General features: G+C 67.5%; 11 protein-coding genes. 6 read left to right on the plus strand and 5 right to left on the minus strand.

Going from position 1 to position 12,635, the window contains the following annotated elements; translation table 11 throughout:
* A partial coding sequence (locus G3I65_RS04705) for an IS3 family transposase (protein WP_160694999.1) occupies positions 1–652 on the plus strand: 652 nt, incomplete at its 5' end.
* A gap of 557 nt (positions 653–1,209) precedes the next feature.
* Here G3I65_RS04705 and G3I65_RS04710 read toward each other — a convergent pair.
* Positions 1,210–2,039 (minus strand): IS5 family transposase gene (locus tag G3I65_RS04710; RefSeq protein WP_375336661.1). Its coding sequence is split into 2 segments (ribosomal slippage): positions 1,210–1,679 and positions 1,679–2,039, totalling 831 coding nucleotides; the frame shifts between segments, so codons are not numbered across the junction.
* A 604-nt stretch (positions 2,040–2,643) separates the two neighbouring features.
* On the opposite strand from G3I65_RS04710, the gene G3I65_RS04720 reads away from it, so the two are divergent.
* On the plus strand, positions 2,644–4,509 hold the full coding sequence (locus tag G3I65_RS04720; protein ID WP_160695001.1) for a hypothetical protein: 1,866 nt from the start codon (positions 2,644–2,646) through the stop codon (positions 4,507–4,509).
* 546 nt (positions 4,510–5,055) lie between these two features.
* Here the strand turns inward: G3I65_RS04720 and G3I65_RS04725 are convergent.
* Positions 5,056–5,328 (minus strand): hypothetical protein, encoded by a 273-nt coding sequence (locus tag G3I65_RS04725; protein ID WP_160695002.1) that lies wholly within the window; start codon positions 5,326–5,328, stop codon positions 5,056–5,058.
* Positions 5,329–5,626: 298 nt separating this feature from the next.
* On the opposite strand from G3I65_RS04725, the gene G3I65_RS04730 reads away from it, so the two are divergent.
* A complete protein-coding gene (locus G3I65_RS04730; RefSeq protein ID WP_160695003.1) occupies positions 5,627–6,568 on the plus strand; it encodes a hypothetical protein in 942 nt (313 codons plus the stop codon).
* A 202-nt stretch (positions 6,569–6,770) separates the two neighbouring features.
* Positions 6,771–7,310, plus strand: coding sequence for a hypothetical protein (locus G3I65_RS04735; protein ID WP_160695004.1), 540 nt, complete (start codon positions 6,771–6,773; stop codon positions 7,308–7,310).
* Between the two features lie 109 nt (positions 7,311–7,419).
* Here G3I65_RS04735 and G3I65_RS04740 read toward each other — a convergent pair whose 3' ends face one another.
* The 3 genes from G3I65_RS04740 to G3I65_RS04755 form a co-directional block, all read right to left on the minus strand.
* Positions 7,420–7,992 carry a TetR/AcrR family transcriptional regulator gene (locus tag G3I65_RS04740; protein WP_160695005.1) on the minus strand — a complete coding sequence of 191 codons (573 nt, stop codon included), beginning with the start codon at positions 7,990–7,992 and terminating at the stop codon, positions 7,420–7,422.
* Between the two features lie 89 nt (positions 7,993–8,081).
* On the minus strand, positions 8,082–8,801 hold the full coding sequence (locus G3I65_RS04745) for a hypothetical protein (protein WP_160695006.1): 720 nt from the start codon (positions 8,799–8,801) through the stop codon (positions 8,082–8,084).
* Between the two features lie 382 nt (positions 8,802–9,183).
* Entirely contained in the window at positions 9,184–10,383 is a 1,200-nt protein-coding gene (locus tag G3I65_RS04755) for a serine hydrolase (RefSeq protein WP_160695007.1), read from the minus strand.
* A gap of 213 nt (positions 10,384–10,596) precedes the next feature.
* On the opposite strand from G3I65_RS04755, the gene G3I65_RS04760 reads away from it, so the two are divergent.
* Both G3I65_RS04760 and G3I65_RS04765 read left to right on the plus strand, forming a co-directional pair.
* On the plus strand, positions 10,597–11,568 hold the full coding sequence (locus tag G3I65_RS04760) for an alpha/beta hydrolase (protein WP_203612280.1): 972 nt from the start codon (positions 10,597–10,599) through the stop codon (positions 11,566–11,568).
* A gap of 13 nt (positions 11,569–11,581) precedes the next feature.
* The gene (locus tag G3I65_RS04765) at positions 11,582–12,622 is read left to right on the plus strand and encodes a helix-turn-helix domain-containing protein (RefSeq protein ID WP_160695008.1); all 1,041 of its coding nucleotides are present in this window, start codon (positions 11,582–11,584) and stop codon (positions 12,620–12,622) included.
* Positions 12,623–12,635: the final 13 nt, after the last annotated feature.

Genomic DNA, 12,635 nt, shown 5'->3' on the forward strand with positions numbered 1-12,635 from the left:
CGCCCGCCGCGGGTTCACTGCCTCGGAGAACCGGGTGTGGCGGATCTGCTCGATGCAGAAGATCTTCTCGCTGCACGCCAGGAAGAAAGGCCGTTCCCGCCAGGCGGGGCCGCCGGTGCACGACGACCTGATCCGCCGGGATTTCACCGCCGCCGCGCCGAATACCAAGTGGTTGACCGATATCACCGAGCATCCCACCGGTGAGGGCAAGCTGTACTTGTGTGCGGTCAAGGACTGCTACTCCAACAAGATCGTCGGATACTCCATCGCCTCGCACATGCGGGCCTCACTCGCCGTCAGCGCGCTGCGCAACGCGATCGCGCTGCGCGACCCGCACGACGTCGTGGTCCACTCCGACCGCGGAGCCCAGTTCCGATCGGCGGCCTACCAGCGCCTGCTGCGCGGTCATGGGCTGACCGGGTCGATGGGTCGGGTCGGTGCGTGTGGTGACAATGCTGCGATGGAGTCGTTCTTTTCGTTGCTGCAGAAGAACGTTCTCGATACCCGCCGGTGGCGCACCCGGGAGGAGCTCCGGTTGGCGATCGTGTCCTGGATCGAGACGAAGTACCACCGCAAACGCCGCCAACGGGGGCTGGGCAAGCTCACCCCGGTCGAGTTTGAGACCATCTACACGGCCACGTCAGCGGCCTGAGAAACAGTCAGCCCCGGTGTCAACCGAAGTCTGGGCAGACCCTTTCTTGTAGTAGGTGATTCCGGCGCCGGGAGTGAGGAAGGCGAGGTGCTGGCTGGGTTTGCGTTCGTAGTGGATGGTAAGGCGGTGGTAACCGGCCAGCCCGGCGATGGGTCGTTCGTCAACGGTCAGATGGATCTGGATCTCCCCTTAGGCCGTCAGTGGTTCTCCCCGCTGACGGCCATTCAGGACTCCCCGGTGGCGGCCAGATACTTCCCCGCCTGGGTGGTGAGTGGTGTTAGCGCGGCGGCATCACCCCTTGTCCGGAGGTGACCTGGGCCAGCCGGTAGCTGGCACGTTGGGTGACGACGACGCGCGGCGCAGGTGCGGCAGCTTGAGGCGCTTGGTGGTCGCACCCGGCCAGCGTCGCCGCTGCCCGGTAATTCCCCGTGAGGTCATACGCCTCGAGGATCTCCCTGCTGGTCTTCACATCGCGCGAGCCTTGCCGCACGACGAAACGGACACGTCACCGGGGCGATAACTGGCCGCCTATGGGGATCTTTCACTAAGAGCTTGTCTCATGTGGTTAGTTTGCGGAGTTTCTTGTAGCAGGTGAGGCCGGCTCCGAGGATGAGGAACGCGAGGAAGTGCTCAGCTTTGCGTTCGTAGCGCAGGGTCAGGCGGCGGTATCCGGTGAACCAGGCCATGGTCCGTTCGATCACCCAGCGGTACTTACCGAGTTTGTCCTTGGATTCGATGCCTTTGCGGGCGATGCGGACCTTGATGCCGCGGTCGCGGAGCCAGCGTCGCAGGACAGGCTGGTCGTAGGCCTTGTCGGCGTGCAGCTTGGCCGGCTTGCGGCGCCGCGGACCACGGCGGGAGCGGATCGCCGGTATCGCCATCACCAGCGGCTTGAGTGCGGCCGAGTCGTGCGTGTTCGCGGCAGAGACCGCGACGGCAAGCGGCAGCCCGGCGCGGTCGGACAGGGCATGGATTTTCGAGCCGGGCTTGCCGCGGTCGACCGGGCTGGGACCGGTCATAGATCCCCTTTTTTCGCCCGTACGCAGGCACCGTCCACGATCGCGCGGCTCCAGTCGAGCAGGCCCTGGTTGCCGAGCTCGTCCAAGAGCGCGTGGTGCAAGCTTCGCCACAATCCGGCTTTGGTCCACTGGCTGAAGCGGCGGTGCGCGGTCTGGAACGGCACCCCGAACGACGGCGGCAGATCCCGCCACGCACACCCGCTGGTCAGCACGTACACAATCGCGGTGAACACCGCACGAGCGTCCACCGGGGCAGTGCCACCGCCCTGCGGACGCGGCTCGAACACCGGGATCAACGGCTCCGCCAACGCCCACAACTCGTCCGGAACCAACCGCAACGACAACCGATCAACCACAGCCAAGATCATCGCTCACCAGCGACCGATCACCACGCAAGACACGCTCTAAGCGGCCCCTCGTTCTGCTCAAGCCTGACGCGCTAATTCGCGGCCTGGCGGGCCGCATCCTCGCACGCTTCGAAGGCGCCGCGCGGTCACTTGGTGGCCGGTCGGCACGTGGGTCCACTGTAAATCGACCACGGTGCCTGCCAGCCCGCGAATCTCGCACGGCTCCCCCACAAAGCCGGGGCAAGCAGAGCCGACGAGCAGGCCAGCCTGCCTTGGCAGGCACGCTGCCGCGTGCCAGTAGGCACACTTTTGGCAGACGCGATGACCGGATCATGCCACGAGGGTGCTATCGAGCCGATCGTGCTGATCACTGATCCCCTGGTCGACAGGACGGTGAGACGGCTCGGTGCCCGCGACTAGTCAACGCCCGGCAGGGGGCGATGTGCCCGCTGCAGCACGCCGGCAGCGTTGCTCTGGTTCGTTGTTCTTGCAATGCTTCGTGCCCGATGTGAGGCGACGACTCAGCGGCTGCTTTCGCCGCTGCTGCCGACGTACGGAAGGTGCCCGAGCCATGACTCCTGCGCGCGGAAATACGAGTACGAGGGCAAACGGCAGAGGCGGCTCGGTGCCGCTGCGCGCGTTGGCCGTCGCGACCGTGGCCGTGACGGTCGCCGGGTTGGTGGTATCCGGCGCAGGAGCGGCGCCGGCAGCGGAGGTTCACTCCTCGGGCGGTGCGGGGACGCATCCCACCCACCGAGCTTGCGGGGTGCCGGCAGCGCACCAGGCCAGCTGCCATGCCGTCTTCCGCACCGACGAGACCACCTCGCGACTCGCACCGAACTCGGTGCCTGCCGGCTACGGACCAGCGGAATTGCAGAGCGCCTACCGGCTGCCGGTGACCCTGGGTGGCAGGGGGCGCACTGTCGCCATCGTCGACGCCTATGACCTGCCGACAGCGGAGTCCGATCTGAACACCTACCGCGCTCAGTACGGGTTGCCCCCGTGCACGACGGCGAACGGCTGCTTCCGCAAGGTGAACCAGTCAGGCGGGGCGAACCCGCCACCGGCCGACCCCGGTTGGGGCGGAGAAATCGCCCTCGATCTGGATATGGTGTCGGCGAGTTGCCCCAGCTGCAACATTCTCCTCGTCGAGGCGAACTCCGCCTACATGAAGGATCTCGGCTCGGCCCTGAACACCGCGGTCGCCCTGGGCGCGAAATACGTATCGAACAGTTATGGCGGCCCCGAGTCAGCGCAGGACGCCAATTACGATGCCGCCTACTTCAACCATTCCGGTGTTGCCATCACCGTTTCTTCGGGCGACGCCGGATTCGGCGCGGAATACCCCGCCAGTTCCCAGTACGTCACCGCCGTCGGCGGAACCTCGCTGACCAGGTCGAACACTCCGCGAGGGTGGACCGAGAGCGCCTGGAGCGGCGCTGGATCCGGCTGCTCGGTTTACGACCCCAAACCGGCCTGGCAGACTGACGGCGGCTGCGCCAAGCGCACCACCTCCGACGTGTCGGCCGTGGCGGACCCGCAGACCGGGGTCGCCGTCTACGACAGCACTCCGCTCAACGGACAAAGCGGCTGGGCCGTCGTCGGGGGCACCAGCGCGGGCGCCCCATTCATAGCCGGCGCCTACGCCCTGGCCGGGCTTCCCGCCGCGGGCAGCTATCCCGCGTCATACCCCTACCGGTACCGCACGGAAACCTACGACGTCAGCTCCGGCCACAACGGATCCTGCGCCGGCAGCTACCTGTGCACCGCCGTGCCCGGCTACGACGGACCAAGCGGCCTGGGCACCCCCAACGGCACCGGCGGGCTCTCGGCCGGCGGTGACCCGATCGCACAGCACTACAACGCCGTGGGCGGGTCCGGGTCCTACCTCGGCTATCCGTCCGGCGCGGAGTTCCCCGTGTCGACTGGCCGCCGGCAGAACTACCAGTACGGCATCATCGACTACTCCTCGGCTACGGGAGCGTGGGAAGTGCACGGCGCAATCCTGGGCCGCGACTACGCTCTCGGCGGACCTGCCGGGCTGCTCGGGTTCCCGGTGACGGACGAGACCGGCACCCCGGACGGCGTCGGCCGCTACAACCACTTCGCCAACGGCGCCTCCATCTACTGGACCCCCGCCACCGGCGCATGGTCCACCCACGGCGCCATCCGATCACACTGGGCCACACTCGGCTGGGAAACAGGCCCCGTCGGCTACCCGACCACCGACGAAACCGGCACCCCGGACGGCATCGGCCGCTACAACCACTTCACCAAAGGCGCCTCCATCTACTGGACCCCCACCACCGGCGCATGGGGCGTCTACGGCGCCATCCGCAACCAGTGGGCCGCACTCGGCTGGGAACGCAGCGCACTCGGCTACCCGATCAGCGACGAGTACGCCATCACGGGTGGCCGGCGCAGCAACTTCCAGCACGGCTACATCAGCTGGAACGCCGCCACAGGCGCCACGACGGTGACTTACACCTGAGCGGCATCGCGGTTGGTCGGAGCCGGTTGTGACGGCCCCAGCCGGCAACGCCCTCGTCGCACCACCCGACCAGGACCTCAAGGAATCCGACCACCGGAGCCGCATGGTTCGAATTCCCGGCAGTAACCCCGCCCTTGGCCGGACAACGTGCGGCACCCCGGTTGCAGGTTCGACGCTTCCTGGGCAACGAGGTCCGTTGCCCGGTCAGGACGCAGCCCAGCCGAGGGTGTCGCCGACGATGCTCGGGTTCGGGGAAGGGCGGATGTCGGCGTAGCGGGCCCGCCAGTTCGCGACTGCTCGGTGGCCGATGCCGAAAGCAGCCGGCGACTTCGACCATGCCGACGTACCGGCAGGGCGTGTCCGGATCGGCCGGAGGACCGTCGGGATGTTGCGCTGCCCGCCACCCACCTGTCGAGGCAGGCAGGGATTCCGACCCGTTCTCCAGACCGACCGCCGCCAGCACGCCTTGGAGAGCGTTCACGTGCCGGTGGAACCGAGCGCGGGACCGGTTTCCGGCGCTTCCCCGCTGATCCGGCAGGATGGTGATCACCTCGGGCACCAAGGTCCGGGGTGGTGGGTGTCCCCGGCGTATCCCGGTTTCCGGCGCGCGCCGGGGACTTGCCCGCCGAGGCGTCCGGCGGGCCAGGGCGGGTCGACCAGCCCGATGCCGAGGGCTTTCGCGCTCGGGCGGGCAGTCCGGTGGATGTTCGCCAGGTGCTCGACGCGGGTCGCGGTCGGGTTGACCGAGGCGATTTCCTCGTGGCCGATCATCTCCTCGAAGCCGGCGTACCGGTTGACCGCGGTGCCCCTGGTCAGCACCGCATCGCCCTGACAGGCGATCTGCGGCAAGTCGGACAGCGCTTTTGCGTCGTCCCGCCGGCTCCCATGAATCCACGAGATGCTCGGCCGCGAACAGCGACGACCAGCTCGGGCCGGCCGGCGCAATCCCGACAACGTGCTCGAACCGCGATCGCCACGTTCTCGGGCAACGCAAGGGTGAGGCCAGATGGACCTCGCCGTGCCCTCATACCTGCCCAAACGTGCACCCCGCCGACACGCAGGACCACTAGCGTGACCATCACGGACTGTGACTGCACAACTCCCGCTTGGAGGTTTAATGGCGACCCACGAAGATCGAGTACGGTTCTGGCTCTCCACACCGCTGGTGAACTTCAGGCAGCAGCGGCGCAGCGACCCAGCCACTCACTGGACAGTGCACTTCGAAGCCTTCCTCATCGAACTGGGCGTCGGTGACGGTGAATACGATCCGGTCGCTCAAGCCATGAGTACTCAACTCGACGCCATAGAGGATGACAACGAACGCGACGCCTTCATCGAGAGCGACGAGTTCGAACAGATCGCGTACCAGCCAGAACTCCATGAGGCCAACACCGACGTCGAAAACACGCCAGTCGACTTCGGCGCCGACGAGACCGACGTCAACACACCAGCCGGTCCTGTCGTTCCCGATTTCAATAGTCCCAAATGGCTGGCCTTCTGCGTAAGGCAATTGCCGTACTGGGACCGCTCCGAAGCATCCTGGCCCACGTTCTCCGACTGGTTCAAGGACGCAGCTCAACGAGAAGGAATGGCAAAGCTCGCTGACTTGTTTATCGCACAGTTCTCTGGCGACGACCTTCCCTCGCGTGTCCACAACGCCAACGAATACTACGCAGGTGCGCTCGAATACGTGTCATCCACTACCCAGCCCGACGAATTATCCGGCTCAGTCTCACCACCCGAGCACCCTGATGCAACGGCGGCCGTGTACGGCGCCGACGCGAACGCCTGGTTCTACTTCTGCATCGATTACTTGCCCACATGGGACGACGACTGGAGCGACTTCCGTCGAACATTCATGGAGCAGGCTGCGGCAAGAGGCTTCACGGACCGCGCCCGCGACCTCATGGAATACGCCGAGTCTGTACCCCTTGACGCGCGCCGAGACTACCTCAACACGCACTTCAACGCGGTCCAGGGCGCCCTCCACTTCGATACCCCCGAAGTAGCGGCGCAAACCGCCGTCGACGACAACGAAAACGTCTCCGACGCCGGTTGACCCCAGGCCGTTTCCCACCCGGTCCCCGTCGCCCAACTCATCCGGGTCGCCGGATCCCGTTGGGCGTGGGAGGAAGCGTCCCCAGTTCGCGAAGAACGAGACCGACCTGGGCCACTACCAGCAACAACGCGGCAACATCCCAAGCCGCGGCTGCCGTACCGGCCTCAGACCAGACATCACCCGCCCACCCCGGAGACACGGCATGCTCGCGGTCAACATCACGGTCAGCTTCACCGGCGACGACGAGCGGGCCGGCGACGTCCGCGCATGCGCGGCCGGCCGGTGGGCCAACATCGCCGACAGCACGCTCGAGGCCTTCGGCGACGAGTTGCTCGCCGTCGCCAACGGCTACGTCGCCGGCGTGTTCACCGTGCGCGGCTGGTCCCGCGACGGCGACCGCAAGGTCGCCTTCGACCTCGGCCCGGCTCCCGACTGGGACTGGCTGACCGGACAAGCAAGCCCGGTGCAGTGGAGCCGCGGGCAGGCCAACGCTGTCCGCAAGGTTGGCGGCGTCATCGTCTCGGCCCTGCGCGCCCGCCGGCCGCATCGCGTCGACAGCGGTCACGGCTGGTCTCTCGATGTCTCCCCGGACGGTCGTACCGCCACCGTTCGCGGCCCCAGCTCCGCGGTCGTCGTGACCGCCGTGCACGCCGGCGTCGCCTGGCTCGCCGTCGCCGACAACCTCGGCAGTGCCTCAGCTGCCCCGGCGACCGCACGGACCGACAGCGCTACGCCGCACTAGGAGGCTGCCGAGGTGCGAGATCTGGGTAGGCGACTGGCAACGGGCAACCACCCGATATCTTCAGCGGGCCGGGAGGATCGACGTCGTCCGCCCTGGCGCCTGCCGACCGCTACGCGTCCTGCGCCGGTCGCAGCAACCTGCCGAAAACGAGAGAAAAGAAAGCATCGAATGCCGCGCCTGAGCGACCGGCCCGGGCCGAGATCAAGGCCCCTTCCCAGGCGCTGACGATGAACACGGCCGTCTCCTGCGGATCGATGCCGGCATCGACATCTCCCCGCTTGACGCATTCGGCGAGAACAGCTGCCACCGCCGACGACCACCGCTTAAGGCTGCGCTGCACAGCAGTGCGGATCATCCGGCTGTGATCCACGATTTCGGAGCCGAAATTGCCGAACAGGCAACCACGGGTGAGATTCGTTTCGTCCATTTTGGCGCGAAGGTATTCGAAGTGCCGCCGCAACCGCTCCAGGGGTTCGACCGTCCGATCCGCGAGGTCCTCCAGCCGCATGGTCGCCCCGTACCGCTCCAGGGCGACCACCGCGAGCGCTTCCTTGCTCTCGAAGTGGTTGTAGAACGACCCCTTCGGGACGCCGGCCGTGTCGGTGATGACCTTCACGCCCGTCCCGTTGAATCCCCGCGCGTGGAACTCCTCGACGGCGGCGTCGACGATCTCCTCACGCACACTCGGCCTTCCCATGGCTACCTCCACAGTCAATATGACCGGTCGGCTTGTCCCTTGTCAACCAGACCTGGCAGAGAGGGTCGCGAGCGTCAGGCGAACGCGATCTCGTCGAGGTCGATCGACACCGCGAGCTGCCCGAAGTCCGGACTGCCGTCGGCGGACAGCGAGTAGACCCGGCGTCTCGTCGGGACCATGATTCCGTCGACGTCCTTGTAGTCGAAGGCGTAGTGCGCCGCAGGACCGGCCTTGACGACCTCGGCCTCGTAGTCGTGCCGCCTGAGCAGCCCGTCGTCGCCGAAGTAGAAGACCTGCGTTCGGCAATGCGTCGCGACGTCCTCGGGGAACTCGACTTCGAGACGACGCCAGGTCTCACCGTTTTCCCGCCACGGCGACAGTTCCCGAGTGCGGAATCCCGGGCGGTCGAAGCTGAACGGTGCGGTGAGATAGGTCCACATCGCGTAGCCGGCGAAGTACGCGACGTCCAGCCGGTCCCACGGAGTTTGCACCACGTGGTTCGCGAACGACGCCCGCGGGTCGGTCCGCTCCTCGACGACGCTGCCGTCCTCACGATCGACGGCCACCCGGTTTGCCGTGAACGCGGTTCGCAGCCCCGGTTCACCGAAGGGGCGATGACTCGCGAACTGACGCTGCAGATCCACGAGCACGGTCACGTCGGCGAGGATCCCGTCCTGGCCCTTCAACGGCCAGAGACCACCGCCGCACACGAGATGCGCGGAGACCCTCGTCAGCTTCTTCCACCTGCCGAGGCCGCCATGAGCCTCGATGACAACGTCCTTCAAATCCGTCACATCATTACCTTTCTTCGTCGCCAGCGACTATATGACCGGTCGTCTTACTCGTCAAGACGTCGATCCAGTTCGGCATGCAGCCTTCGGCGCTCCGGGACCGCCCTGGATCGGGACGGTGGTCCACAGGATCGCGATAGTGGTCAAGAACCCGAGGATGTTGAGCTGCTCTTCCACGTCCTCGCGGTATTTCCGGCGCAGTTCACCTTTCCGCCCGTGGTGGAGGTGGCGGCACCCGCAGCCGGATCAACATCGACGTGCTGCGCGAACGCCGAGACGACGGCGACAGCCCATTCTGGTTGGTGAACGACTTCGGGGCCGGCAGGCCCGAGCTTCGGCCGAGGCGCGCCTGACGGGCGCCCCGGCCGAAGAACGACGACTCCGCTCACGCCTTGAGGGCGTCGTAAGCCGCGGTCTCGAAGTCCACGAAGCCGGTGAAAGAGGGACCGTCGGCGAACGGCAGGATCTGGGTCGCCCAATAGCCGCCGAAGCCGTTCTCACGGTCGATCCAGTAGAAGAGGTTGGCCAGGCCCGCCCAGCCGATGGCGCCGACCGGCCGGCCGGTCGGGAACGGCTCTTCGGTGTACTGGAAGGTGTACGACCAGGTCTTCTTCAGCCCGGGGAAGAACTCGGCGTCGTTGGACAGCCACTCGATGACGCCGGGCAGCAGCTTGACCCGCAGGTTGGCGGGCAGTTGATTGTGGAAGCCGAGCTCGACCGACTCCGGCGAAAGCACCTGCTCGCCAGTGGCGCTGCGCCCTTCGTTGAGCCACATCCGGATGAACTTCAGATAGTCGGGCACGGTGGAGAACAGGCCGTGGCCGCCGAAGTCGACTTCGGGTGTCGTGGGTGCGGCGAAGTCGCTCGGGGTCAGCGTGCCGTCGTCCTGCCGCTGGTGGTGCCGCACCTTGCGGGCCAGCATGTCCTCGGACGGGGCGAACGCGGAGTCGGTCATCCCGAGGGGCCCGAAGACGCGCTCCTGGCAGACTTCGCCGAGCCGCTTGCCGGTGATGCCCTCGACCACCTGGCCTGCCCAGTCGATGTTGCTGCCGTACTCCCACTGGGTGCCGGGGTCGAACAGCAGCGGAGTCCGCAGTGCGGCCCGGCTGGCCGTGGCGACACTGGGCTGCCCGTGCTCCTCGGCGAGCCGGTTGTAGGTCTCGTTGAAGAAGTCGTAGCCGAAGCCCGCGGTGTGCGTCAGCAGCTGGTGGGTGGTGATGTCACTGGCCGGTGGGCGCAAGATCGGCTGGCCCGCGTCATCGAAGCCGTCGATGACCTGCAACTCGCCGATCTCCGGGGCGTACTCCTTGGCCGGCGCCATCAGGTCCAGCTCGCCCGACTCCACCAATTGCAGCGCGGCGGTGCCTGCGATCGCCTTGGTGGTCGACCAGATGTTGAACACCGTGTCCGTCGTCATCGCGGTGCCGGTCGACAGATCGCGGACACCCGCGGCGGCGAGGTACACGTCGCCGTCACGGTCGGTGACGCCGGCGACGACCCCCGGTACCCGGCCTTCGCCGGACGTCGGCCCGTCGACGGCCTTCTGGACGACAGCGTCCACAGCCGTCCTGATTGCTTCGCTCATCGGGTTCGGTTCCTCTCACGCGTGCGCGGTTGCAGCGTGTCCGAGCTTGATCGATATGTGATTGGGACCACAACCGACAATCCGACGCAGTTCGATGTCCGAATGCCGCCAGTTGGCGGTTTCCGGACTCCGGACCCGTCGTGCGGTCCGCCGTTCGGCTGGTACCGGCCGGGACACCCGCCGTACTCTTGTCATCGAAACGAGGAGGCGTCGATGACGACGACCAGCGCGGTGCCACGACCCGGTTTCGACGCCGAGCTCAAGGCGGGTCTGGCGGTCGTGGGCGGCATGTTCCCGCCGACCATCACCCCGGCCCTGATCGACTTCATGCGGACGTCGTACGCCTCGCCGCCGATGGCGGAGGTCTTCGCCCAGCGGCGGATCGAGGTCACCGAGGTCGTGCTACCCGGACACCGGGGCGACCCGATCACCGCCGCCGTATTGCGCTCCAGCGAATTCACCGGCGTTCGCCCAGCCGTGCTCTACGCCCACTCCGGCGGCTTGATGTTCGGCGACAAGTTCAGCGGGCTCGATCTGGTGCTCGACTGGGTCACCGACCTCGGCGTCACGCTGCTGTCGGTCGACTACCGGCTCGCTCCCGAGTTCGCCGACCCTTACCCGCGCGAGGACATGTACGCCGCGCTGGAATGGCTGGCCGGCAACACCGCCGCACTCGACGTGCGCCCGGACAGGGTCCTGGTCGCCGGTGCGAGCGCCGGCGGGGGACTCGCGGCCGGCGTCGCGCTGGCGGCACGCGATCGCGGCGGCCCGCGGCTGCGCGGGCAGGTGCTCGACTACCCGATGCTCGACGACCGCTGCATCACGGCGTCGACGGAGCAGTTCGACGGCATCGGCGTGTGGGACCGGGTGAGCAACGAGACCGGCTGGGAAGCACTGCTCGGTGCGCTCCGCGGCAGCGACGAGGTGTCGCCGTACGCCGCCCCGTCCCGTGCCGTCGACCTGACCGGCCTGCCACCCGCGTTCATCGACGTCGGCTCCGCGGAAATCTTCCGCGACGAGGCGATCGAGTACGCCGACCGGATCTGGCGCGCCGGTGGCGACGCCGAGCTGCACGTGTGGGCGGGCGCCTTCCACGCCTGCGACATCTTCGCGCCGCACACCAACGTGGGCCGGTCGATGATCCGGGCCCGCAACACCTGGGTCGAGAAGATCCTGGCGGACTGACTGGCGGACTGAGATGCAGGAGCTCCTGGGCCGGATCGCCCGCCTCGACCCCAGCGCGAGTCTGGGGCTACGCGTCATCGCGTGCTTCGACGAGCTGATCGTCGGCAACGTCAACACCCGCGCACTGCTGTCGGCAGCGGCCTCGCTCGCCGGCTGCACGGCAGGCTTCCGGCGCGACGACCCGCCGCGCACCATGCGGGTCACGCAGAAAGGCGAGCTCGCACACGAGCCTGTCCCCCATCGGTGCGCCGACGCGACCGCGGAGCTCTCCGATGGGATCGCGGTTTGGCTCGAACGCGAGGGCAAACCGATGCCCAACGACGCCATCATCCTGGAGCGGCTGGCACTGGCCATCAGGATCCGCTACGGACGTGGGGTGCGCGAGGTTGACAACCGCCGCCACCTCGGAGTGCTCACCGAGCGCGCGACTACACCGGACGAGCGACTCGCCGCCGCGAGTGCGCTCGGCCTCGTCGCGACCCACCGCTACCGCGTCGTCGCCGCTCCGCTGTTCGCGGTCTGGCACGGCCGACCGGCCGGTCCCGAGGACGTCATCGGCACTCCGTCGGGTCCGATCCACGCGGTCGTCGTACCGGAGGGGTATGAGCCGTTCACGGCCTCGCCGTGCGGGATCGGGGTGCCCGCGACCATCGACGCGCTGGATCGCTCGTTCCGGACCGCGGTGGTCGCGCTGCGCCTCTGCGTACCGCCGGAGGAGCCGATGATCCTCGCCGACACCTACAGCGGGCTCGTCGAACTGCTCGCCGAGGCGGGCGACGACGCCCATCACGGCGACGCCAACGCTCTCGACAAGGTCGCGCAGCATGCCTGGGGCATCGAGACGGTGAGCGCGATCGTCACGACGCAGTCCGTCCGCGAGGCCGCGCGCCTGCTCAACATCCACCACAGCACGCTCCACAGCCGACTCCAGACGATCTCCGCCGCCCTCGGGTTCAACCCCCTGGAGGGGTTCGGCCGCACCCGCCTCGGCACCGCCTTCCTGCTGCACCGGCTGCGCAACTCGACTGTGCTCGCCCTGCCGCCGCCCGGCTGACGGGCACGGGACC

This window comes from Amycolatopsis sp. SID8362 (assembly GCF_010550475.1).
Taxonomy (GTDB): Bacteria; Actinomycetota; Actinomycetes; order Mycobacteriales; family Pseudonocardiaceae; genus Amycolatopsis; species Amycolatopsis eburnea.